Here is a 21,900-nt window from a genome sequence, read left to right as displayed (position 1 = left end):
TTGAAAACTGAGAGGGAACGATATAAACCCAGGGGGAGTAGTGAGAAAACCGGGATGGGGCGGGATGGGCTGGGCCGAAGTGGGACGGGCAGAATCCAACGGGGTTTGAAATAGAGCAAGGGGGCAACATCCCCCCTTGCTTAGTCCGCCTCGCCGTGGTCGGGCGCAAAGAGGTCTCCCTGGTCCCGCTTGATAATGGCCTCTCGAATCCGTTTCACGATCCGGTACGTGGCCTGAATCGACAGCCCATACTTCGCGGCTACCTCGGCATGATTGCGACCGTTGCAGGCATCGTACAGCTGCTGGTTGCGCTGAGAGATGATGATGGCCGGCGACTTGGGGAAGTACGCCAGTTGTCCGCCCCACAGGTTAGCGAATAGCACGATTATCTCCGTTGCAACGATCTCCGCCTGTTCGTCAGGCAAGTCCAGCAGCTCAGTGAGTAGCTGGGCGGTCGGTGCCAGGCTGTCGCTGAGAATATCATTTGCACGCGGGCCGCTCATGATTCCCCCTCGGCGCGTTGGCGCCACTTCTTGAGGCTCTCGATCACCTGGCTGGCCTGGGCGCTGCTGAGCCACTGCAGCGCCGCTACACCGGTCATGGTCGCCACGAACTTGGCCAGGGCCTCCTCCGAGGGATCGTGTACCGCGCCTTGTCCATGCAGCTCCAGCCAGAGCGAGCGGATTTTCTTGGATTGCGGGTCAGCGGCCAGCGGCCGCTTCCCCTTCTTGTTTGGACGGACTTTGAATCCCTTCTGCTTGAGCTGCTCCAGAACCCGGTAGAGGTTCGGAACGGTCAGGTCGGCGCTCGATGTGGCGCCGCCCATCCCTTTCATGCCAGCCAGCATCAGGCGGTAGGTTTCGTCATCCATGCCCAGCTCGCGGCGGCCGACGTGAATCAGCTTGATCAGCCTGGCACGGTTCGGATTGGGCGCGGCGTTCATCGTGTGCCCCCGTTATCGTTGTAAACGGGCGTCGTGCGCACGTTGATGACGAACGGCTCGGGTGTCTCTCGCATCTGGTGGCCGATCTCCTGTACTCGGCCGCCCCGCGCCAGGAACGCCTCTACCTGGTCGGCCAGCAACGCGCTGGCGGCCGCCTTGGCCTCGTTGTCGCGGCGCGGCGGCTCGCCGGCCGTTGTGTGGTAGCGCTCCATCACGGAACCTCCTTGGGCATGATCCGCCAGCGGCTGTATACCCCCGACTCGTGATCCCCTGGTTGGCCCGGCAGCCGCTCGGCATCCTCGAACTGGCCGAGGAACAGCTTACGACCGAGGTTGAGCACCGCCTCTCTGTCGCTCGACGTACAGGAGGCGCGTTTGCCTTTTACCGTGGCGGTCATGTAGGCGTCGCTCGGCCTGCGCACGACGATGTCGATAGGCGCCAGCTGGATAACATGGGCGACCGGGTACTTGATGCTGCCGGAGCCGTGCCCACCGTACTCAACTGCAGCACCGACCTTCAGCGCGGCCAGATTGGTGACGGTCATACGGCACCAGAGATCAGCCTGGTACGGACCGCAGTCGATAACCTTGCCGGCCTCGTCAGTGATCCACCAGAGGAGGTCCTGGCCGTGGTCCTGGAACTCAATCAGTGTTCTGGCCATGGTCAGTGCGCCCCCTTCGGCATGAGGCAGCGGACGCCTTCCAGGATCATGCCGACCGAGTCCAGCTCGTCGCCCGAGATGGCTACCAGGATCAGCTCACGCCCGGAGTCCAGACTCAGGTGTACAAGATCGAAGGCGTTGGCGGCTTCGTCTTCCGCCTTCTGGATCACCTGGGCCAGGGTGGTTTGCTCGAAGTTGCATTGGCTTATCAGGCTCATGACTAGACCCCGTGTGTCAGGCGGGCGGTAGGCTTGTGGCCCACCGCGTGGTGGAGCTGGGCGGACTTGCCGGCCAGATAACCAGCCTTGGCGGCGCCTTCGTCGCGGGCTTTCAGCTTGCGGCGCTTCATCTCGAACTTGCCCAGGTCGGGGTGATGCTTCGCCATGTATGCCTGGATGGCATCGGCGACGCTGTCATCGACCCCCGCGAACTCGTCGACCTTGCGGTACACCGCGTCGATCCATCCGTTTGCGAAGTGGTCACCACGGGCGACCTTCGTCGACCGCTTGCAGCGCTTGTTATTCGGCGACTTCAAGAACTCGCGGCGGGCTTTCTGCAGCTGTCGCTCCAGCACCTGATAGGCGTAGCCGGTCAGCTCCGGCGCCGCCGAGCAGCCGACGAAGATGAACGCGCCAACAACATCGAAGTGCGGCATCAGCTTCGAGGTGATGATCATCTTGGTTCCGAACGCATGGGCGCACACCTGGGCCAAGCGCACCCGCCAGGCCGGTGGCGGGCCTTCGGAGCCGGCCTCAATGGTGACCTCGCAGGCCATGCTGGCGAGCACGTCGCCCATCTCCAGGCTATGAGCGTCCATCAGCTTGCGGGCCTGACGCAGTGCGATCTCGGCCTCGTTGGCGTTCGCGGTCTTCGATTTCGCGATCTCCATGCACTTCTTGATCTTGTCGAGGATGCGGTCCTGGTCCATCACCGCACCTCCTGCTCGAACGGCACAATGGCGAAGTCTTCGATGCCGCTGTTGATGGTGATGCCGGCGACGCCGCGCACAGCATCCGGCTCGTTGAGCATGGCCTCCTTGTTGATCTCCTCCTTGGGCCGGATAAAGCGATTCAGGCCAAGGCGCTTGAGCGCGTCCAGGACCGCATCCACACCGCGCACGGTCACGGACGGCGGGCGAATACGCCATTGCACCTCGCCCGTGATGAGGTTGGCCGACTTCACCTTGCCGTTGTTGGTCAGCTCTGCGCGGTGAGCCTCGCACCAGGATTGCACCCCCTTCTGCAGGGACTGCAGGCGCTTCTTCAGCTCCTCGATTCGGCCAGAGTGCTGGTCAGTGATAGCGCCGATGGCGTCGTTCATCGCCGCTTCAACGCGGGTAAGGTCTCGCTGCAGGTCGCCGATGGTCTTGATGTCGGCAATCACTTCTTCTTTGGTTTGAGGCACGTACAGCTGGGCCGCTGCCTTCAGGCGGCCGGGCTTCTTAGCCATTGTTCTGATCCTCGACAGGAGAGAACGTCTTGCAGCCGCAGCGCGGGCAGACGTTGTCGGAAAGGGCCGGTGTTTTCGGGCAAGGGACTGAGCGCAGCTCGGCGTGGGTACCGACCCAGCGGCAGCGGCGGCATTTGAGGCGACGGTCAGGCATCGGCCTTCTCCTCCGTATCGATCCAGCCCTGCTTGCCCTGCATCGTGGAGAGGTTGTATTCCCGCTGTGCTATGGCCTGAATGGACTCGACGCTCTTGTCCTCGTAGCAACCGGCTGCCAACTCCCCGACGAAGTTCTCCAGGGGATGCAGCTCGGCCAGGGCGTGGGCGGCGGACCACGCGATGACCTTGCCTCCAAATGCTTCACGGGGTACGACCTGGATGTCTGCGCCCTCAATCACCAGCGTGTCGAAGCGCTTTTCCAGGTCCAGATCGAGCTGCGCCTCCAAGCCACGCAACGACGAATCATCCACCTCCTGGCCCGCCACTTCCCCACGACGATTCCCCGCCATGAGAGCCGCGACCGCAGCCTCTGAGAGAGTGGCCACCAGGATTACGCCGCCGAGCATCAGCGCCGGGATGGCTGCAGTAGCGGCAGTGATCTCGGCTTGTTCGCTCCCCATAAAGGCCAAGACGATGGTGCTGGCCGAGAGGCCGAGGCAGCACAGCGTGAGGTACAGGCAGGCCCGGCCTACCAGCTTGGGCATTTCCAGATTCATTGATCCTGCTCCTTCATAACGGTGAACCACACCACGTCGACGCCACGGATCGTGACCGTGTGGCGGGCCATCAAGCTGCCTGGGAAGCCCTTGGTGCGAGCGGCGCGGATTTCGTGGGCAAATGCACGCGACAGCAGTTCGGCGTGTTCCTCCTCGATCACCATGCAGTTGTCCGGGAAATTCCAGCCGTCCAGCGGGATGCCAGCGGCGCGGAGATCGCGGTGCAGTTGGTTGAAGCGGGCAAGCGCGGGCAGGAACTGCTCGTCCAGGATGCTGAGTGGAGGCTTGCTGAGCGGAGGCTTATTGGCCGGCGCCGGAGCGCTGACCAGTTGCAGACGAGAGGTTGGGGTGTTGACCATTCAGACCACCTCGTCGCGCAGGGACTCGACCACCAGCGCCGCAGTGACCTTGGTTTCGTGCAGGCGCACGGCCAGATTCATGGCGCCACTGACCAGGTTGTTTACCGCCAGCGGGTAGCACAGGGACTTCGTCTCCCTTTCGCGGGTACGGCCCCGGCCCACGTCCACCGACATGCGCAGGCGGTTGCGGATTTCGTCGAAAGCGTCCGGCCCGAAGACGCTCAGGTAATCCACTTCGATGCGCTCGAACTTGTGCTTGAGGTAAGCCTCAACCTGGTTGTCCAGTGGCTTGAGGCGGATCAGCTCGCAGCGCTGCACCACCTCACGCACCGCCGGGTTGTACTCACTGAGCTTGTCACCCAGCTCGGTCTGGCCGACCAGGATGAACGCCAGCAACTTCTTGAAGCCGGCCTGCAGCTCGTAGAAGCGTTTCAGGTGCTTCAACGTGGTGATGGGCAGGCTATGCGCCTCCTCGATGATCACCACATGCCGCCGCCCGGCCTGGGCGCTGGCCAGCAGCAGCTCGTGCATTTGTCGCGAGCGGTCCTCCTGGCTGCGGCGCGGCTTAACGCTGGGGTCGATGCAGCGGATGATCGCGCCGGTAATGTCCAGGGCCTTGAGGGTCTTGCCCTTGACGTTGTCGTCCTCGACGCCCAGGACATAGGGCTCGATCACGGTGATTGGCTCGCGGGTCTTGATGATCCACTCCACCAGGTCCTGGCGCAGGGTGGACTTCCCCGCCCCGGACTCGCCCACCACCGCAAGCATGCCGCCGTGCTTTGCAGTCTGGCGGATCGCCTGGCGCACATAACGAATATCGTCCGACAGGAACACGTCAGCCTCCTCCTGCATCTCGTCCGTGAACGGATCGCGAGGCAGCTGGAAGTGCGCCTTGGCCTGGCCGGTCAAAGTGTTTTTTCGTAGTAGCATGTAGTCGCTCTCATTGCTGTTGGCATTGCTGGGCACCGACGCAGCTCGGCCCGCCAAGACCGCTGCGTCGGTTTCTTTCATTTCAAACAGGTCACGGATGTCCTCGTCGTTCGCGCCTTTGGCGAACAACAGCTCCTTGATCTTTCGCTCCAGCGGCTCGCGCGACAGGGTCTTGGGCCATTGGCCGTGGTTGACCAGTTGCGCGATAGTCGACTGGCTGAGCGGCTCCCCGTTGTCCTTCTCCAGGCTCGCCGCGAGCTGGCTCTGGCTGATGTTCAATCGCCAGAGAACAGTCTTCAGCTTCATCCGTGTTGTGTTTGCTTGCTGCATGACACTCGCTCCTAGACGGCCCGCAGGCCACCGACATTGGCGACCGGAGGAACAGCAACCGGCCGGGTGAAACGATCAATCAGGCTCTGCACCTGGTCCTCTGGCACGCCTTCCTTGAATGAGGTGCGCAGCCAGGTGTTTTCTTCCTGGGTCAAGTTGCGGCCGAGCGCGTCAGATACGCGCAGCAGCGCCTGCAGGGTGGTGAGTAACGGCGCATCGGTGCGCAAGTGCTCGGGCGTGCCGATCTCGCTGCCCGCGCGCGGCAGGTAGGTCGGGTGCTCGATCTGCTGAAGGTGTCCGTGGCTGTCCAGCTGGCCGCCGAAGGGGGTGACCTGCTTGGCCCGTGCGGACTTCGCGTCCTGCTCCGGGTAGGCCAGTGCATCCATACTTTTGCCGGCCCGCTCGATGGCCGTCTCCGGCTGCGCCTTGTATTCCTGGCCAGGAATCGCAGCGTCCAGGCGCTGGCCGAAAACGTCGAAGTCGCGGATGGGCTCCAGGCGGTATGTCAGGGTCTCGCCGTCATATCGCGGCGCTTCGACCTGAATCGCGCAGTCGCCGTAGGCCAAGCCGCGTACAACCACCTTGCCGCCCACCACGATGCCGTCCAGGCCGCGCATGCTGTAGCTCATTGGGCCATCGGCGTTCTGGTGCTTGAACTGGATGGTCAGGTCGGACTTAACGGTGCGCTCCTGCTCGCGGCTGGTCATCAGCGCGCGGCACACCTCCACCGGCGGCAGCAGGCGTAGGTGTTCGGCGCGGATCAGTTGCCAGAGGTCATAGCGGGCCACCGGCTCGGACAGGCCGGCGCGACGCAGGCGCGTGTCCTGATGCGGAATCAGGTTGGCGTTATACGCCTCGGCCCACGCCTGAGCGGCAGCATTCAACTCGTCGATATCGTTGACCGGCTGGAACCGGAGCCGGCTTTCAAACTGAGTCTCGACGATGTTGTTACCACCCTCGACGCCACCCTTGGCGCGAGCGTTGCCAGCCTCATGCTCAAGCGGAGTCACCTCCAGGTGCTTGAGCAGATTCTTGATCGCGCTGCTGGTGTTGGCAGAGCCCTTGTCCCATAGCATGAACTGAGGAACGCCATGCAGCAGGCGCCCATCCTGCTTGCCCCAGGCGTACATCAGGAACTCGAACAGGGTGTGCTGATTCTCGCCGGCTGCCTCGAAGTAGCGCACGGTCAGCGCACCGCTGGCCGCTTCGTACTTCACGTACCGCCACACTTTCAGCTTCACCTTGGCGAAGTTTTCCAGCTTGTTCTTGTAGAACTCGCTGTCGCGCATGATGTGCTGACGGCCCTTGAGGTAGTACACCAGGCACAGGGACGGGTCGACCTGGTGCAGGTAGTTCGGATGCGGCGCCCGCAGGTGCTGCACCGGGCTGGCATTGCGCTGGCTGGCCACGTTCAGGTTGCGCGCTGACATCAGGCGGTTCAGATGGGCGCTGCTGACGCCCAGGTGAATGCCGTTCTGCTCCAGGATCGAACGCGCTGTAGTCGTGAACAGTGTTTGCTTGCCGTTCTCCCGCACACTCTCGCGCTGGACCGCGCCGAGCATCTCAAGCGACTCTTTTGCCACCGAGGTGGAGCCCTTGTCGGAGCGGGTCTTGCGACCCGCTGACCAGCCGCACTCGGTCTTCAGCTGGCGGTAAATGGTTGCCGGAGCCCAGCCCAGGAAGTTCTGAGCCGCAGCCATCAGCGGGCCACGTTGACCGTGGCCGGCAGCGTCCAGCTTGCGCGCCAACTCGCCCAGGTAATCGCGGATATCTGGTGTGATTGCCATAGCGTCGCCCACTCCCTTGGTGACCATCAGGCCAGCTCTACTTCCAGCGGCAGCTGGTGTTGCAGCGCGCGTTCCAGCTCCGGGCCGAAGCGGTTGAGCAGCTCGTTACGGGCGGCGGCGATCAGGCGGGCACCGCGGTTGATCGAGTCGTGCAGCTCGACCAGCACAGCGGTCAGCTCAACCGGCATCTCGGCCGGCATTTCCGGGTCGTAGTTGGGTTGGCTAGAAAGCTCGCCGATCCAGAAGGCGTCCAGCGCTTCGACGGCTTGCAGGTGGCGCCCGGCGGCTTCGTCGATGATCGACTGGCGCTTGGCAATCTCGATCTGGAAAGGGGCGACCTTGTCGGACCAGGGCGCGGTGCGGAGCTGAGTGCGCTCCAGCTCCAGCTTGGTATCGCGCAGCTTCTTGCTGGTGTCCGCCTCCACCTTGGACAGGGCGTCATAGTCGCCCTGGACGTCCGCCAACTTCTTCTCCAGCTCGGACTTCTCGGCGGCGTGCTTGCCGATGATCTCCTCGGCCAGCTCGACGAAGGACTCCTTGTCGCCCGTCTTGGCGACCTCGATCAGAGCGGCCTTCTGATCCTCGGGCAGCCGCCGGTACTGCCGCAGCTCGCGATAGCCGATGCCCATGCGGGACATGGATTCGAGGGCTTCCTCACCGAAGGCGCGGAGATTCTGGATGTCCAGGTCGGCCTTCTCTACGGAGATTCCGAGAAGGTTGCAGAACTCTTCCCAAGTGCCGGTAAAGTCGTAACCGTTAGGACTTTTCTTCCCCTTGAGAGCCCTGTAGAGCTTGTTTTCCTTGACGAAGGCCAGCTTGGAAGTCGTAACGGTTACGGAAAATTTGGCGAAGGCATCGGCCATCTGCGCCTGCCCAAGCAACTGGTTGACCAGGTCGCGCTCGTCCTGCAGCCCCTGGGCGATAGTGCCCAGCATGCTCAGGGCGCCAGCTTCTTCCTGAAAGGCTTCGTTGTTGGTCTCGGGCAGCGGGGTCGCTGCCGGGGTGCTCGCTTTGCGGGGCATGTACTACTTCCTTTGGTCAGTTGGGAATGCGGGTGTAGCGGCTGCGGCGCTCGTCCAGCTCGCGCTGAGCTTTCTGCAGCGCCTGGTCGAAGGCGAACGCCACCTGGGGCAGCTTCGGGCCGAGCATCCAGCGCTTGTCGTCGTAAACGCTGCGCTCGGCCAGGCCGGCGGTGCGCAGGTTCTCCAGGGCGCGCAGGGCGTTGTCTGGCGTGCAGTCGGCAGCCTCAGCCACCTCTTTCAGTGTCATGCCCCGAAACTCGTTGCCGGCCAGGGCCAGCAGGACGCGCAGCACTCGCTGCACCTGCTCGGATGTGTATTTGTCGTCGCTGCTCATTGCTGCTCTCCCAGTTCAAGCTGCGGGTTGGCGTGCTGCTGCACATTGCCGCGATGCCACGCCAGTTCCTCCAGGGCGTTCTGCAGGGCGGCCAGGGTGTCCGGTGCGTCGGCCTTGCCGGTGTAGAAGGCCAGCAGGGTGCCGGTGGTCCCGGTGAGGATTTCCTGCAAGCGCTGGGTGTCCTGGGTCGTGGCGGCACGACCGGTCGGTACGTCGATCAGTACCTTGCCCGCCGTGGAGGCAAGCCAGCGACTGACCAGGTTGATGCCGCAGGCGCGTTCGTAGACCGGGACAAGCACCATCGGCATGCGCCCGTTGGCCAGCCACTTGTAGAGGGCCGAGTGGTCTGGCAGCCCCATGCGTTCAGCGATGCGCTCCACGCTCAGGTTTTGGCGCTCGCGCGCATGTTCCTTGCACCACTCCAGCGCCTGGCGCAGAGAGGAAGGCTGGGCGTGCTTCCAGTTCCGGCGCCTCATTGGAAGCGCTCCAGCACAAGCCCGGAGCGGCCGTCCAAACAAAAAACGGCTTTGGCAATTGGCAATGGCATTGCGCCATGCACAATGGTTTCAGGTAAATTGACCGGCGGAACAGGTACTATCCCGATGGACGAGCAAGAGCGATTAGACAGGCAGGCCGGGAGTCTCGCGGCCCTGGAGGGTGCCTTTGCAGTGCTTGTAGAGCACCTGGCTATGGCCGGAGTGGTGAAGACGACCGCGCTCATTGCCGACCTCCGTCGACTGTCGGAGCTGCCGGGCAAGGACGCTGACATTCAGCGGGCAGAGCACCGCCTGCTTCGGATGCTGGAGAAGATGTAGGCCGCTTGCCGTTGGCCGACAGGCTTTCAGCCTGGAGCCTGGCCAGAGCAAGTAGCGCCTGTTTGCCGATGGTCATGACGGGCCTCAAGCAGCTGCAGACTGAGGGGTTTTCTTGGGGTCAGCCTTGAGGCCGAGCGCGACTGCGGCCTGGTGGGCCTCTCCACGCATCCCTTTGCGCTTACCGCGCAGCAGGTCGAAAACGGTGAAACGGTTGAAGCCTTGCTCCTTGCTCCACTCGGCAATGCAGATGCCGTGAGTGACGAACCAGGCGCGGGCCTGTTTCGGAGTTGATGGATACGGAGGATTGTTCATTGCGCTCGCTTCCGTGGTAGTTCGTGTATTGGCTGGGTATATCGTGTTCAGGCGTGGTGATATTGGGACTGATTGGGTACACAGTCAAGTCCCTGATTGGGGATATTTATGATTGAGCTGGATCTACTCGCCGTGGGGGCGCGTCTGCGAGAAGTGAGGGGCAACCTGAGTCAGACTGATTTCGGGGCAAGGTTGGGCTTGGAACGCAAGTCGGTTTCTCGGTACGAATCCGGCGAGCGGGCACCAGACGCCCTGGCACTCCTAGCCCTTATGCGGGAGTTCGGGGCCGACCCCATGTGGGTTCTGACCGGTGAGGGCGAGCGCCCCCAGTTGGCGAGAGATGAAATGGAGCTGCTTAGTCTTTATCGGGGGGCTTCTATTCAGTTGAGGGCGGCAGCAGTCGCGGCACTCTCATCTGGAGCTGCGGCAGCGAAGATGCACAAGCAAACAGCTGGTGTAGAGCCGCAACCGAAGAGAGCCAAAAAGCAGGTATTTCGCGGAAGTGTTGGCCAGGTGGTAGAAGGCTCCATCACCAATGAGGCTGGCGTGTCATTCAATTTCGGAGTCGACAAGAAGGAGTGAGCCATGAGTCAAGATTTCCATGGCGATGTAGGCCAAGTGGCCGCAAGGAACATCATTAACAGAGGGGGTAACACCCATCTGGAATTGAATATTCACGGCAACAATTACGGCTCCATTACTGTAGGTGGCGGGGGTGGAAGTGGCGGCGGCAGTAACGAAAGCGGACGGCCAATACATCAGTGGTCAGTTCCAGAGTTAAAGGAAGCCCTGGCTCGTTATCGGTCTCAATGGTGGAGCGGCTTTCGTGGCTATTGGATCAACCCGCCGTGCTTGCTGACGTTGACTCTCGCCTCTGCCATGGCGGGTAGTCTATTCGCAGGCATATTGCCTATTCGAGACCCTCATTCCATGTGGGCAATAGTGGCGCCCTGCGCTCTGGTGATGCTGGGTTTGGGGTATTGGCTTACCCGTATCCGGCGCATTGAAGGTCGTGTTATGGCGGAGAGCCAGGCCGCGATTGACTTCATTCGTACCGAACTGCGGAAGCGGCGGTAGGAGCACATCATGGACGAGAAAAAGATGACTAAGCCCATTCTCTTTGCCTGGCTGTTGATGCTTGCGGGCTGTGGCAACCCGGATACTGTCTTTGAGGTATCAACCGACAATGAGCTGGTGAATAACTCATTGCCGAAGATTCGCCAGGCCTGTCCTGGACTAGATGCCTATAGCTCTGAGTTCGTGAACATTAGGGTTCAAGATAACTATCGGACCACCATTGCTTTCGATATTCCCAAGTCGGCAAAGCTGCCCCCTTACTTCATGGCTGAAGGACATAGTTGCTATGTCGAGATTGGGGGCGATGGTGCAGAGGTATTTGTCGAAAAGGGCGCTTGTAAGTCGGTCTGCCTGAACCGCTCTCAAGTGCCCGAGGGGCAGTTGGTGTTACCGCTGGGTTGAGTTCCGACGGGCGGCACGTTGTTCCTATTGCAGAATAGGAACAATGTGCCTAAATTAAACCCATGCCAGCCACAACGGCGAGGCGCTAAAAAGGGAATGCAGTCATGAAAATTACCAACGACACCACCACCTACGAAGTAGCCGAGCTGATGGGTTCGGAGGCTGACGAACTGGATGGACGCATCATGCTGGGGCTGCTGAGCCGCGAAGGCGTTGTAGATACTGATGAACTGGGCGAGGCCCAATGGCTGGGCCTGATCGACGAGTCTCAGAAAGTGCGCCGCGAGCAATTCGAAAGCGATGAAGCCTGACGCCTCCAATCACAATCCAGACCCGCGCTATCTGCGCGGGCTCTTGGAGATAGCTGGCATATCGCAGAGGCAGGCAGCGCAGTTGATAGGGATCAGCGCCCGTGCCATGCGTTACTACCTAAGCGACGAAGCCAGCGACAGCTACCGCGCGGCGCCATATACAGTTCAGTTCGCCCTGGAGTGCTTGGCGAGGCAGTCAGCTTGACAGACCTTATGCCTCAGTCACTCTTGCATCCGCTTACCGAGTATCTTTAAACCCGATTAAAAGCCTTCCTGCCGCACGGCGCCGATTATGGCGCCGTGTTCGTTTCCGGCGCCTGACCTGGCGCCGAACAGGCAGGAGGCACAATGCGACTAGGCACCCCACGCGGCATCCGCAACAACAACCCCGGCAACATCGAGCGTAACGCTACGCGCTGGCAGGGCATGGCCCTGGCCCAGCCCGACGAGCGCTTCATCACCTTCACCCATCCCGTTTGGGGCATTCGTGCGATTGCGCGCGTCCTGATCACCTACCAGGACAAGCACAACTTGCGCCGGGTGGACAGCATCATCCGGCGCTGGGCGCCACCACCCGAGAATGACACCGCCGCCTACGTCGCGTCGGTGAACCAGCAGCTGGGCATTCAGCCGGGCCAGCGCATCGACGTGTACGACTACCACACTATGCTCGCGCTGGTGCGCGCCATCATCCGCCACGAGAACGGCGCTGGTCCGCTGCCGGGCGGCAACTGGTACGGCGACGCGCTGCTGGCCGAGGGGCTGCTGCTGGCCGGCATCATGCCCGGCGTGCGCCACGGCGAGGTGCCGGCATGACTCTGATCGAGAACTGGCGCCGCTGTTACGCGCTGTACAGCGTGCAGCTCGCCGCCCTAATCGCGCTCTTGGGGTTCCTTCAGGCAACCGTCCTGCCCATGTGGCAGGCCCAACTGCCGCCAGCCTGGTACGCGGGGGCCAACTCCCTGCTTGCCGTCCTGCTGTTCATCGTGCGCCTGATCAAACAGGGGCCGGAGGTGAGCCCGTGATGCGGCGAATCCTCGGCGGGGCACTGTCGGTGATGGCGTCCTGGTTCAGTCCCCGGCGTATGTGGGTGCCTCCGCTGTACTGCCTGCGGGAATGGCCTCGGGCAAGGTCGGGTAAGACCGGCGTGGCCGCAGCTCGCCGAGCTGCCCGCAAGGCACGCCGCCGCCGGAGGCAGCGCCGCCATGGCCGTTGATCTGCGCCGTTATCTGTTCCTCCTAGTTGTGCTCGCCTGGGTGGTCTCCGTGCTGTTCGCCTTGTCGGCTGGCAACCGAGCCGGCGAGCGCACGGCGCGCGAGGCCGGCGAGAAGGCCCTCGGCAAGCTGCGAGAGCAGCACTCCGAACAGCGCGCCCAAGTGGCCGAACAGAACCTGCTCACCTTCCAGCAGCAAGTAGCCCGCGCCAACGCGGCCGAGGAACTCTGGCTGCGGTCGCAGCAGGAGCTGGCCGACCTTCAACTTCAGCTCCAGGAGCGAATCCCTCATGTCACGACCGTTTACCGGCCGGCGCCTGCTGCCGAGCCTGTGCCTATCCCTCGCTGTGTGTTCACTGCTGGCTGGGTGCGCGACTTCAACCTTGCCCTCACCAGAGCCGGTATGCCCGCCGCCGCCGGAGGTGCCGGTGCCCCCCTCGCTGCTGCAGCCACCGAGCCCGCCCCCGGTTCTGCGGCCGAACTACTGGAAAGCGGGGTCACCCCAGCGGACATCCTGGCCTACGCCCAGGACTACGGCCGCTGGGCCAGGGACAACCTGGCCCGTTTTCATGCCCTGCAATCGCTGCACAAGGACTGACGCAAATGGATCTAGCTGATAGGGCGCAAGACAACGACTTCAACGAGGCCGCCTTGGAGGCCGCGCTGGAGGCTCGCGAGTCGAGACTTCAGCGCCACTCCGGGCCTTCGGCGTACCGCTGCGATGAATGCGGCGATGCGATCCCCGAAGCGCGGCGGCAAGCGGCGCCTGGCACCGAGCACTGCACCGAATGTGCTGACTTCCTGGACCAGCTGAGCAAGCGGGTGATGCGATGAACCTGAACGAATTGAGCTTCGGCTTTCAGACGGTGCAATGGCTCGTCCTGACCGTGCTCGGCCTCTACACCTGGCTCACCAACCGCCAGGCGGCCAGCTCGAAGGAGCTGCTTGAGCTGCGCACCCGCATCGTTGCCTTGGAAGAGCGCATCCGGCACCTGCCGGACCACGCCGCGATTACTGAGCTGGTCGGCGATATGAAAGCGGTCCGCGCCGAGCTGCAGGGCATGCAAGCCATCGCCCGCTCGGTGGACCGCATCAACGATTACCTGCTGCGAGAGAAAGCATGAGCCAATATGCCGAATTCCTGCGCCAGGACATGCGCCTGGTGCTCCTGCGCCTCCTGGAAGAGATGCCGGCCTACCGTGCGAACAGCTCGGTGCTGAACGCGGCTCTGGACAACTTCGGGCATAGCGTCAGCCGCGACGTGGTGAAGACCGAACTGCACTGGCTGTCCGAGCAAGGCGCCGTTTCCCTGGATGACATCGGCCCGGTGCTGGTTGCCACCCTGACCGAGCGCGGCCATGACATCGCGGCCGGGAAGGCTCGCGTTCCAGGCATCAAGCGGCCGGGGGCCTGACCATGTCCAGGTCGTCGATCAACCGCCTGCCTCAAGTGGTCAAGGCCTACATCCAGAAGCTGCTGCGCGAAGACCGGATGACGCTCGACGAGATGCTGGCGGACATCCGCGCCCGCTTTCCCAACGAGAAGGCGCCGAGCCGCAGCGCGCTCGGCCGCTTCAAGGTGGGCTTCGAGGAGCTGAACGAGAAGTCCCGTCTTTTCCAGCAGCAGGCCGAGGCTTTCGTCGGCGCGCTGGGAGAGGACTCCAACGACAAGACCGGCGCGCTCCTGGTCGAGGCCGTTTCCACGTTGACCTACCAGGCCGCCATGGGCGCCCACGAAAACGACGATGTCACCATCAAGGAAGTCGCCGCCCTGGCCAGGGCGGCGAAGGCCACCATGGAGGCGCGAAACCTCAGTATCCGTGAGCGTCAAGCTATCGAGAAGGCTGCGCGCGAGAGATTGCTCCAGGAGCAGGCTGCCGAGTTGGATGCGACCGTCCAGGCCGGAGGGCTTTCCGATGAGCAGGCCATGTTCTGGCGTAAAAAGTTCTTGGGGGTCCAATGACCGCCCCGGTCGTCAAACCGTCATCGAGCACACTCCGGGTTGTCGAGTGGGACGAGTTGCCGCCAACCGCGCGCTCTATCCCGTTCGGCTTCAACCCGCTGGCGGAAGGCATCCTCATGGCTCACCAGGCCAGCTGGCTGGCCATCCAGGCTCAGATCAAGCTCTGTGAGAAGGGGCGCCGGACCGGCATCACTTTTGCCGAAGCCTTGGACTCGGTGATCACGGCCGCTTCCCGCAAGAGCGCGGGCGGCATGGACGTGTTCTACATCGGCGACACGAAAGAGAAGGGCCTGGAGTTCATCGGCTACTGCGCGAAGTTCTCGCGCGTGATCGCAGAGGCACAGGCTTCCGGCGTCAGCGAGATCGAGGAGTTTCTGTTCGACGACCAGGACGAGAGCGGCAACACCCGCCAGATCAACGCTTACCGCATCCGCTACGCATCCGGCTTCAAGATCGTCGCCCTATCCAGCAACCCTGCAAGCCTGCGCGGCTTGCAGGGCAAGGTGATCATCGACGAAGCCGCGTTCCACCGCGACGTGTCGGCCGTGCTCGATGCGGCGACCGCGCTGCTGATTTGGGGCGGTCGAATCGTCATCATCAGCTCGCACAACGGCAAGGCCAACGCCTTCAACGGCATGGCCAAGGATATTCGCGAGGGGCGCTACGGCGATGACGCCAAGGTGTACCGGGCCACCTTCGACGATGCCGTGGCGAACGGGCTTTATGAGCGCGTCTGCTTCATGAAGGGCGAGCAGCCGACAGAAGAAGGCAAGGAAGCCTGGTACAAGAAAATCCGCAACGCCTACGGCCCGCGCAAGGCGCAGATGCGCGAGGAACTCGACGCCATCCCGCGCGACGGCAACGGCGTGTGTGTACCTGGGGTGTGGATCGAGGACGCCATGCGCGCCGGTCGGCCAGTGCTGCGCCTGGCTCTGGATGACGATTTCACCCTGCAGGAGGTAACCCGCCGCGATGCCTTCGTCCAGGACTGGATCGAGCACAACCTGGCTCCCGTTATGCGCCAGCTCGACCCCGGCCTGCGCTTCTATTACGGCCACGACTACGCGCGCCACAGGGACTTCTCCATCGGCGCGCCAATGTCCGTGGATCAATCGCGCCACCGGGATGTGCCCTTCGTGGTTGAGATGCACAAGGTGCCTGCCCGCCAGCAGAAGCTGGTGGTGTTCTACATCCTGCGCCACTTGCCACGATTCATGGGCGCCGCCTTCGACGCCTCGGGCAATGGCGAAACGCTGGCTGAGGATGTTGCCGACGAGTTCGGCCGCAACCGCATCCACCAGGTGAAGTTGTCGCGCGCCTTCTACGGCGCCTGGATGCCCAAGTTCGTGGAGCTGTTCGAAGACGAGGCGATCAGCGTCCCGAAAGACGACAACCTGCAGCAGGACGTTCGGGCCATCGAGATGGTCGACGGCGTCCCGATGATTGCGAAAGCCCGCGCGAAGGACTTGAAAGACCCCGACCTTTACCGCCACGGCGACTTCGCGGGCGCCGGCATGCTCGCCAACTTCGCCACCCTGGAATCGCCCTCCACACCGACCCGCGCCAGATCCCGCCGCCGCCGTGCGGCACGAGCAATCACCCGAGGTTATGCATGAGCCGCCCCCGTGGTCTGTGGGTCAGCCCCACCGAGTTCGTTTCCTTCTCCGATGCCAAGCGGGACAAGCTGGCCAGCCAGCACGTCGCCACGCGCGGACGCTTCCAAGGCGGATTCGCCGGGCTCAACCTACCGAACCCCGACCCGATCCTGAAGGCCCAGGGGAAGGACATTGCAACCTATCGTGATCTGCGTGCCCATCCGCGCATCGGCGGCAACATTCGCCGCCGCAAGTCGGCGGTGCTCGCCCTGGAGCGAGACCTCCGGCGCGGCGACGCACCCGTGCGTGTCGAGCGCTTCATCCGCGATTGGCTGGCCGACCTGGACCTTGATCGCCTGCTGCGCGAGCTGCTCGATGCACCGCTGTACGGCTATCAGCCGGTCGAAATGATGTGGCGGCCGGTGGGCATGTTCACCGTGCCCGAGGACCTGGTCGGCAAGCCGGCCGAGTGGTTCCGCTACGACCAGGACAATCGCCTGCGATTCATGGCGCGCGACGCCGGCCAGGAAGGCGAACTGTGTGACCCTGGCCGTTTCATCGTGGCCCGCCAGGACGCGACCTACGCCAACCCCTACGGCTTCCCCGACCTGTCCATGTGCTTCTGGTCGGTTGTCTTCATGCGCGCCGGCCTGAAGTTCTGGATGCAGTTCACCGAGAAGTACGGCTCGCCCTGGGTCGTGGGCAAGCACCCACGGGGGGCGACTGACGAGGAAACCAACCTGCTGCTCGACAGCCTGGAGGGGATGGTCCAGGACGCCGTGGCCGCGATCCCGGACGATTCGAGCGTGGAAATCCTCGAAGCGGCCGGCAAGGGCGCGTCGGCCGACAGCTACCGCGAGTTCCTGACCTACTGCCGCAGCGACATCAACGTCGCCCTGCTGGGCCAGGACCAGACCACCGAAGCGAACAGCAACCGGGCCAGCGCCACCGCCGGCCTGGAAGTGACCGAGGACATTCGCGACGGTGACAAAGGCATTGTCGCTGCTGCAATGAATGCGGCGATTCGACTTGTCGTTGACGTGAACTTCGGCGAGCACGTCGCGGCGCCGCTCTACGAGCTGTGGGAACAGCAGGAGATCGACAAGACGCTGGCCGAGCGCGACAAGTCGCTGACCGAATCTGGTGTCACGTTCACCCCGCAGTACTGGCTGCGCACCTACAACCTGGAGCCCGGCGACATCGTCGAGCAGCCGCAGTTGCCGGCACCGCCCCCCGAGTTCTCCGAGTCTGCGGTGGTACGACCGCTGCTCGACCAAGTCGCCCTGGATCAGGCTATCGAGAGCCTGACCGCCGAGCAGCTGCAGCAGCAGGCCGAGCAGGCGCTGCTGCCGGTGATCGAGGCGCTGCAGCAAGGGCGGGACGAAGCCGAGGCGCTCGGCCTGCTGGCCGAGATCAGTCCGAACGCGGGCACCGATGCCCTGCGCGAGTCCCTGGCCCGGCTCATGTTCCTTGCCGAGACCTGGGGCAAGCTGAGCGCGGCCGACGAGTTGGAGGCCTGACATGCCGAAGCCAGTGAACGCGGCGGACCTCAAGGCCATCTTCGGCCTGGAGCCGAAGGCGGCTATCGAGTACCTCAAGGGCAAGGGGTACTCGATCACTTGGAGCTGGCAGGAGATGCTGGACGAGGCCCATGCGCGCAGCTTCACCGTTGCGAAGGCCATGAACCTTGACCTGCTCTCGGACATCCGCGCCGCCCTGGAGAAAGCCCTGCAGGACGGCCAGACGCTGAAGCAATTCGTTGCTGACCTGCAGCCCGTCCTGGAGTCGCAGGGCTGGTGGGGCAAGCAGGTGATCGTCGACAGCCAGGGCGGCGCCGAGCTGGTCCAGCTCGGCAGCCCTCGGCGGCTGAAGACCATCTACCAGACCAATCTGCAGAGCGCCTTCATGGCCGGCCGGCAGGCGGCCATGGAGGCCAGCGCGGATACCCATCCCTACTGGCGTTATGTCGCGGTGATGGACAGCAAGACGCGGCCCAGCCATGCCGCACTCAACGGCAAGGTCTACCGCCACGACGACCCGATCTGGCAGGCGATCCTCCCGCCGAATGGCTTCAACTGCAGGTGCAGGGTTACGCCGCTGAGCGAGGCCGCAATCAAGCGCCGAGGCTTGACGGTCGAGAGCAGCGAGGGCCAGGTCACCACGGCCACGGTCGAGATCGGCACGGACAAACGAACGGGCGAGATTCGCTCCGCCCAGGTAACTCGCGTCCGCACCACCGATGCGAGCGGCCGCCCGGTGACCTTCAGTGTCGACCCCGGCTTCAACTTCGCACCAGGTCGCGGGCTGGCCGAGGCCCTCAAGCGCAAGGAGGCAACGCGATGATCGAGGTCGAGCTGGATCATGCTCGCCTGCAGGACGCACTGCGTCGCGTCGAGTGGGCCGTGGGCGATACCGCACCACTGATGCGGGCTGTGGCCGTCGAGCTGGGCTCGATCACCGAGGAGAACCTGGAGGCCGAGGGGCAGTCCGGCATCGACTGGCCGGCGCTGTCAGAGGTGACCACCTCGATACGTGAAGCCGCAGGCACCTGGCCTGGCCAGATGCTGCAGGTGAGTGCCGCCGGCCTGGCCGCGTCGGTCACCACGCACGCGGACGACACCAGCGCACTGGTCGGCAGTAACAAGCCCTATGCCGCGATGATGCACTTCGGTGGAGAGCAGGCCGAGTTTCCAAACCTGTGGGGAGATATTCCAGCGCGCCCCTATCTGCCAATGGACGCAGACGGCAACCTGCAGCCCGAGGCCGAGGAGTCCATCCTCGATCTCGCGCTTTCGCACCTCGAAAGGGCCGCCCGCCTGTAAGGCCCCTAAGCGGCGTTTTCGCATCTTGGGCGCGGCGGGTCATCGCCTTTGCATGCGGAACGCGCTTTGCGGGGGCCGTAAAGGCTTTATAAAGCGCGCTTACCGCTCCGCTTAACCTCATCTTTGATCGGATCGCCTTCTGCGGCCCGATCCACCCCCAGCGCATTCTTTAAACCCGATTAAAAGTCTTGCCGGCTTCGGCCGGGCAGGCTGTGCCCATCACGTCACCAAGGCACGGCCATGAAACTGATTCCCTTCTTCCGCGCAGGCGCCCACACCGACAACCAGGGCCGCCGGATCGAGTTCACCGAGACGGCCCTGGCTGCGGCCATCGCCGGCTACGACCCGAAGCTGCATCGCGCGCCGCTGGTGATCGGTCATCCCCGAGACAACGGCCCGGCCTTCGGCTGGGTGCAGAGCCTGGGCCGCAACGACAAGGGCGAGGCGACGGCCGTACCGGAGCAGCTGCACAGCGACTTTGCCGAGGGCGTCGCCGATGGGCGCTGGTATCCGCGCTCGGCATCCTGGTATGCCCCCACCGATCCGCGCAACCCCAAGCCCGGCATCTACTACCTGCGCCACATCGGTTTCCTTGGCGCGCAGCCTCCCGCGATCAAGGGCCTGTCCGACATCGAGTTCGACGACGGCGACGACGTTCTGGAGATCGAGTTCAGCGACTTCGCACACGAAACGTCTGCCAGCCTGTGGCGCCGTCTGCGCGACTGGTTCATCGGCGAGCGCGGGCTGGAAGCCGCCGACCAGGTGATCCCGAGCTGGCAGATCGAGACGCTCAGCGAGGCCGCCCGACTGCCCGCCGAGCCGCGCCCCGCCTTCAACGAACCCACCCCCACCCCCACCGAGGAAAACGCCGTGTCCCCTGAAGAAGCCGCCGCCCTGGAGGCGGAAAACAAGCGCCTGTCCGCCGAACTGGCCAGCCGACAACAGGCCGACCGCGAAGCCACCCAGGCCGAGACCCACGCCGCCAGCGTGGCCTTCGCCGAGCAGCTCGTCGCCAAGGGCATGAAGCCGGTACACACCGCCGCCGTAGTCGCCGCGCTGGACTTCGCGGAGTCCAGCGACACCCCGCTGGAGTTCGGCGAAGGCGAAGACCGTCAGCCGCTGGCCGAGGGCCTGAAGGCGATCTTCGCCGAGCTGGCCGGCGGCGTGAGCTTCTCCGAGCAGGCCGCCCGCGAGCGGGCCGGCAAGCCGTCCACTACCACCAACCCCCTGCTGGCTGACGCTGAAGCCCGCTCCACCCGATAGGAGGCGCCATGCCTACTTACACCCCCCGCAAGACATTGGGCGACCTGCTCCTGGTTGAAGTTGCCCCCGGCTGGACCAAGGGCAAAGGCACCTTGCTGGCCGGCACCAACTACGCCTTCGGCCAGGTGCTCGCCAAGGTCAACGGCAAGTACCAGGTGCTCGACCCGGCCGGCAGCGCCGCTGCCAAGAAAGCGGTGGCCGTGCTGGGCGAGGCGGTCGACGCCACGGCGGCCGATGCGGTCGGCGTCACCATCGAGCGTGGCGCGGTGGTCGAGGTGACCGAGCTGGCCTGGCCGGCCGGCATCACCGAAGCGCAGAAGAACACCGCCCTGGATGAACTCACCGCGCTCGGCATCGTGCCCCGCGCCAGCCTGTAAGGACCCGCCATGAACCTGCAAGACCTATTCACAGTCGCGACACTGACCGACTCCGTCAACAAGTTGCCGGGCAGCCCTGGTAAGGCTGGCGCGCTCGGTATCTTTGATGAAAAAGGCGTAACCACTACCTCGGTGGTGGTAGACGAGCGCGCTGGGCGCCTGGTGCTGGTGCCAAACACCTCGCGCGACGACGATCCGACCCCGATCAAGGGTGGTGACCGCAAGCGCCGCACCTTCGAGACACTTCACTTGCCGCTGTCGCGGCCCTTGTCTCCGAGCCAGCTGCAGAACGTCGCGGGCTTTGGCTCCGAGCAGCCGATCAACGCCCAAGCCTCGGTGATCAACGACCACCTGGAAGAGATGAAGAAGAGCATCGACGCCACCCGCGAACATCTGCGGATCGGTGCGATGTGCGGCAAGCTGCTCGATTCCAACGGCTCGGTGGTGTACGACCTGTACGAAGAGTTCGGAGTGACTCAGAAGAAGACCACCGTCAACCTCAGTAGCCCAAGCACCGATGTACGCAAGGCCTGTCTGGGCGCCAAGCGCCACGCCGAAAGCAAGCTCGGTGGGGTGATTGTGAACGGCTTCGTTTCGTTCTGTGGCCCCGATTGGTTCGACGCCTTCACCGATCACGACAAGGTCAAGGCGGCGTTTGCCGGCTATCAGGAAGCTCAGGACCGCCTGGGCGGCGATACCCGCTCGGGCTTCACCTTCGGCGGCATCACCTTCATCGAGTACGACGTCACCGTCAGCGGTCGTCGCTTCATCCCTGCGGACGTGGCCCAGGTGTTCCCCAAGGCGAAGGGGGTATTCCGCATGTTCAACGCTCCGGCCAACTACAACGAGACGGCCAATACCCTGGGCAAGCCGTTCTATAGCAAGGCCGAGGAACGCCGGATGGGCAAGGGCTGGGATGTGGAAGTGCAGGCCAACCCGTTGGCGCTCTGCCTGTTCCCCGAAGCCCTGGTCGAACTGAAGGCGGGCTGAGATATGGAGAATCAGCATCGCCAGATCGCGGGCTATCGCGAACTCAGCCAGACCGAAATCGACCGCATGAACGAAGTGAAGGCCAAGGCCGAGGAGGTCGGCGAGCTGATTGATCAGCTCGCTGCCACCGATGGGCTTGATCAGCGCTGGGTCGGTATTGCTCGCACTCACCTGCAACAGGGCTTCATGGCGGCCGTTCGCGCCATCGCCCAGCCGACCACGTTCTGAGGTTC

36 protein-coding genes are annotated in these 21,900 nt (G+C 63.6%); 21 read left to right on the top strand and 15 right to left on the bottom strand.

What is annotated here, in order from left to right; translation table 11 throughout:
- Nucleotides 1-140: 140 nt before the first annotated feature.
- The 14 genes from N5D30_RS08870 to N5D30_RS08805 form a co-directional block, all read right to left on the bottom strand.
- Entirely contained in the window at nucleotides 141-503 is a 363-nt protein-coding gene (locus N5D30_RS08870) for a Mor transcription activator family protein (RefSeq protein WP_279908677.1), read from the bottom strand.
- Entirely contained in the window at nucleotides 500-943 is a 444-nt protein-coding gene (locus tag N5D30_RS08865; protein WP_279908676.1) for a regulatory protein GemA, read from the bottom strand. Before N5D30_RS08865 ends, N5D30_RS08870 begins: the two co-directional genes overlap by 4 nt.
- Nucleotides 940-1,155 (bottom strand): hypothetical protein, encoded by a 216-nt coding sequence (locus N5D30_RS08860; RefSeq protein ID WP_279908674.1) that lies wholly within the window; start codon nucleotides 1,153-1,155, stop codon nucleotides 940-942. Before N5D30_RS08860 ends, N5D30_RS08865 begins: the two co-directional genes overlap by 4 nt.
- On the bottom strand, nucleotides 1,155-1,604 hold the full coding sequence (locus N5D30_RS08855; protein ID WP_279908673.1) for a hypothetical protein: 450 nt from the start codon (nucleotides 1,602-1,604) through the stop codon (nucleotides 1,155-1,157). Before N5D30_RS08855 ends, N5D30_RS08860 begins: the two co-directional genes overlap by 1 nt.
- 2 nt (nucleotides 1,605-1,606) lie before the next feature.
- Entirely contained in the window at nucleotides 1,607-1,822 is a 216-nt protein-coding gene (locus tag N5D30_RS08850; RefSeq protein ID WP_279908672.1) for a hypothetical protein, read from the bottom strand.
- Nucleotides 1,823-1,824: 2 nt separating this feature from the next.
- Nucleotides 1,825-2,532: a DUF2786 domain-containing protein gene (locus N5D30_RS08845; RefSeq protein ID WP_279908671.1), complete on the bottom strand. Its 708-nt coding sequence runs from the start codon at nucleotides 2,530-2,532 to the stop codon at nucleotides 1,825-1,827.
- Complete coding sequence (locus N5D30_RS08840; RefSeq protein ID WP_279908670.1) at nucleotides 2,532-3,053, bottom strand: host-nuclease inhibitor Gam family protein; 522 nt, start codon at nucleotides 3,051-3,053, stop codon at nucleotides 2,532-2,534. The genes N5D30_RS08845 and N5D30_RS08840 overlap by 1 nt, the downstream gene beginning before the upstream one ends.
- 146 nt (nucleotides 3,054-3,199) lie before the next feature.
- Nucleotides 3,200-3,766, bottom strand: a complete 567-nt coding sequence (locus tag N5D30_RS08835; RefSeq protein ID WP_279908669.1) for a hypothetical protein — start codon at nucleotides 3,764-3,766, stop codon at nucleotides 3,200-3,202.
- Entirely contained in the window at nucleotides 3,763-4,125 is a 363-nt protein-coding gene (locus N5D30_RS08830) for a hypothetical protein (protein ID WP_279908668.1), read from the bottom strand. The genes N5D30_RS08835 and N5D30_RS08830 overlap by 4 nt, the downstream gene beginning before the upstream one ends.
- The gene (locus N5D30_RS08825; protein WP_279908667.1) at nucleotides 4,126-5,385 is read right to left on the bottom strand and encodes an AAA family ATPase; all 1,260 of its coding nucleotides are present in this window, start codon (nucleotides 5,383-5,385) and stop codon (nucleotides 4,126-4,128) included.
- Nucleotides 5,386-5,396: 11 nt separating this feature from the next.
- Nucleotides 5,397-7,172 (bottom strand): integrase, encoded by a 1,776-nt coding sequence (locus N5D30_RS08820; RefSeq protein WP_279908666.1) that lies wholly within the window; start codon nucleotides 7,170-7,172, stop codon nucleotides 5,397-5,399.
- 26 nt (nucleotides 7,173-7,198) lie between these two features.
- Nucleotides 7,199-8,194 carry a hypothetical protein gene (locus N5D30_RS08815; RefSeq protein WP_279908665.1) on the bottom strand — a complete coding sequence of 332 codons (996 nt, stop codon included), beginning with the start codon at nucleotides 8,192-8,194 and terminating at the stop codon, nucleotides 7,199-7,201.
- 16 nt (nucleotides 8,195-8,210) lie between these two features.
- Entirely contained in the window at nucleotides 8,211-8,528 is a 318-nt protein-coding gene (locus tag N5D30_RS08810) for a hypothetical protein (RefSeq protein ID WP_279908664.1), read from the bottom strand.
- The gene (locus N5D30_RS08805) at nucleotides 8,525-9,004 is read right to left on the bottom strand and encodes a hypothetical protein (RefSeq protein ID WP_279908663.1); all 480 of its coding nucleotides are present in this window, start codon (nucleotides 9,002-9,004) and stop codon (nucleotides 8,525-8,527) included. The genes N5D30_RS08810 and N5D30_RS08805 overlap by 4 nt, the downstream gene beginning before the upstream one ends.
- Nucleotides 9,005-9,130: 126 nt before the next feature.
- Between N5D30_RS08805 and N5D30_RS08800 the strand changes: the two genes are divergently transcribed.
- Nucleotides 9,131-9,343 (top strand): hypothetical protein, encoded by a 213-nt coding sequence (locus tag N5D30_RS08800; RefSeq protein ID WP_279908661.1) that lies wholly within the window; start codon nucleotides 9,131-9,133, stop codon nucleotides 9,341-9,343.
- A gap of 84 nt (nucleotides 9,344-9,427) precedes the next feature.
- On the opposite strand, the gene N5D30_RS08795 is transcribed toward N5D30_RS08800, so the two are convergent.
- Entirely contained in the window at nucleotides 9,428-9,655 is a 228-nt protein-coding gene (locus tag N5D30_RS08795; RefSeq protein ID WP_279908660.1) for a DNA-binding protein, read from the bottom strand.
- Between the two features lie 108 nt (nucleotides 9,656-9,763).
- On the opposite strand from N5D30_RS08795, the gene N5D30_RS26110 reads away from it, so the two are divergent.
- The 20 genes from N5D30_RS26110 to N5D30_RS08695 all read left to right on the top strand — a co-directional run bounded on the left by N5D30_RS26110 (nucleotide 9,764) and on the right by N5D30_RS08695 (nucleotide 21,895).
- On the top strand, nucleotides 9,764-10,237 hold the full coding sequence (locus N5D30_RS26110; protein ID WP_347881188.1) for a helix-turn-helix transcriptional regulator: 474 nt from the start codon (nucleotides 9,764-9,766) through the stop codon (nucleotides 10,235-10,237).
- Nucleotides 10,238-10,240: 3 nt separating this feature from the next.
- Nucleotides 10,241-10,732, top strand: coding sequence for a hypothetical protein (locus N5D30_RS08785; protein ID WP_279908658.1), 492 nt, complete (start codon nucleotides 10,241-10,243; stop codon nucleotides 10,730-10,732).
- 9 nt (nucleotides 10,733-10,741) lie between these two features.
- A complete protein-coding gene (locus N5D30_RS08780) occupies nucleotides 10,742-11,134 on the top strand; it encodes a hypothetical protein (RefSeq protein ID WP_279908657.1) in 393 nt (130 codons plus the stop codon).
- A gap of 104 nt (nucleotides 11,135-11,238) precedes the next feature.
- Complete coding sequence (locus N5D30_RS08775; protein ID WP_279908656.1) at nucleotides 11,239-11,445, top strand: hypothetical protein; 207 nt, start codon at nucleotides 11,239-11,241, stop codon at nucleotides 11,443-11,445.
- Entirely contained in the window at nucleotides 11,435-11,650 is a 216-nt protein-coding gene (locus N5D30_RS08770; RefSeq protein ID WP_279908655.1) for a hypothetical protein, read from the top strand. The genes N5D30_RS08775 and N5D30_RS08770 overlap by 11 nt, the downstream gene beginning before the upstream one ends.
- Nucleotides 11,651-11,793: 143 nt before the next feature.
- Nucleotides 11,794-12,261, top strand: coding sequence for a structural protein (locus N5D30_RS08765; protein ID WP_279908654.1), 468 nt, complete (start codon nucleotides 11,794-11,796; stop codon nucleotides 12,259-12,261).
- Nucleotides 12,258-12,470, top strand: a complete 213-nt coding sequence (locus N5D30_RS08760) for a hypothetical protein (protein ID WP_279908653.1) — start codon at nucleotides 12,258-12,260, stop codon at nucleotides 12,468-12,470. The genes N5D30_RS08765 and N5D30_RS08760 overlap by 4 nt, the downstream gene beginning before the upstream one ends.
- Before the next feature lie 180 nt (nucleotides 12,471-12,650).
- Entirely contained in the window at nucleotides 12,651-13,256 is a 606-nt protein-coding gene (locus N5D30_RS08755) for a lysis protein (protein ID WP_279908652.1), read from the top strand.
- Between the two features lie 5 nt (nucleotides 13,257-13,261).
- Nucleotides 13,262-13,492, top strand: coding sequence for a TraR/DksA C4-type zinc finger protein (locus N5D30_RS08750; protein WP_279908651.1), 231 nt, complete (start codon nucleotides 13,262-13,264; stop codon nucleotides 13,490-13,492).
- Entirely contained in the window at nucleotides 13,489-13,782 is a 294-nt protein-coding gene (locus N5D30_RS08745; protein ID WP_279908650.1) for a DUF2730 family protein, read from the top strand. The genes N5D30_RS08750 and N5D30_RS08745 overlap by 4 nt, the downstream gene beginning before the upstream one ends.
- Nucleotides 13,779-14,072, top strand: coding sequence for an ArsR family transcriptional regulator (locus N5D30_RS08740; protein WP_279908649.1), 294 nt, complete (start codon nucleotides 13,779-13,781; stop codon nucleotides 14,070-14,072). The genes N5D30_RS08745 and N5D30_RS08740 overlap by 4 nt, the downstream gene beginning before the upstream one ends.
- 2 nt (nucleotides 14,073-14,074) lie before the next feature.
- Nucleotides 14,075-14,620 (top strand): phage protein Gp27 family protein, encoded by a 546-nt coding sequence (locus N5D30_RS08735; RefSeq protein WP_279908648.1) that lies wholly within the window; start codon nucleotides 14,075-14,077, stop codon nucleotides 14,618-14,620.
- Entirely contained in the window at nucleotides 14,617-16,236 is a 1,620-nt protein-coding gene (locus N5D30_RS08730; protein WP_279908646.1) for a hypothetical protein, read from the top strand. The genes N5D30_RS08735 and N5D30_RS08730 overlap by 4 nt, the downstream gene beginning before the upstream one ends.
- On the top strand, nucleotides 16,233-17,735 hold the full coding sequence (locus N5D30_RS08725) for a DUF935 family protein (RefSeq protein WP_279908645.1): 1,503 nt from the start codon (nucleotides 16,233-16,235) through the stop codon (nucleotides 17,733-17,735). The genes N5D30_RS08730 and N5D30_RS08725 overlap by 4 nt, the downstream gene beginning before the upstream one ends.
- A gap of 1 nt (nucleotide 17,736) precedes the next feature.
- Complete coding sequence (locus N5D30_RS08720) at nucleotides 17,737-18,558, top strand: phage minor head protein (protein WP_279908643.1); 822 nt, start codon at nucleotides 17,737-17,739, stop codon at nucleotides 18,556-18,558.
- A complete protein-coding gene (locus N5D30_RS08715) occupies nucleotides 18,555-19,037 on the top strand; it encodes a phage virion morphogenesis protein (RefSeq protein WP_279908642.1) in 483 nt (160 codons plus the stop codon). The genes N5D30_RS08720 and N5D30_RS08715 overlap by 4 nt, the downstream gene beginning before the upstream one ends.
- Before the next feature lie 240 nt (nucleotides 19,038-19,277).
- The gene (locus N5D30_RS08710; protein WP_279908641.1) at nucleotides 19,278-20,300 is read left to right on the top strand and encodes a peptidase; all 1,023 of its coding nucleotides are present in this window, start codon (nucleotides 19,278-19,280) and stop codon (nucleotides 20,298-20,300) included.
- An 8-nt stretch (nucleotides 20,301-20,308) separates the two neighbouring features.
- On the top strand, nucleotides 20,309-20,677 hold the full coding sequence (locus N5D30_RS08705; RefSeq protein ID WP_279908640.1) for a head decoration protein: 369 nt from the start codon (nucleotides 20,309-20,311) through the stop codon (nucleotides 20,675-20,677).
- 9 nt (nucleotides 20,678-20,686) lie between these two features.
- Nucleotides 20,687-21,667 (top strand): major capsid protein, encoded by a 981-nt coding sequence (locus tag N5D30_RS08700; RefSeq protein WP_279908639.1) that lies wholly within the window; start codon nucleotides 20,687-20,689, stop codon nucleotides 21,665-21,667.
- A 3-nt stretch (nucleotides 21,668-21,670) separates the two neighbouring features.
- Entirely contained in the window at nucleotides 21,671-21,895 is a 225-nt protein-coding gene (locus tag N5D30_RS08695; protein ID WP_279908638.1) for a hypothetical protein, read from the top strand.
- Nucleotides 21,896-21,900: the final 5 nt, after the last annotated feature.

Source organism: Pseudomonas sp. GD03875 (genome assembly GCF_029840585.1).
Classification (GTDB): domain Bacteria; phylum Pseudomonadota; class Gammaproteobacteria; order Pseudomonadales; family Pseudomonadaceae; genus Aquipseudomonas; species Aquipseudomonas paralcaligenes.
Note: the sequence above shows the minus strand (reverse complement) of the source record. Positions and strands in the feature narration are given on the sequence as shown.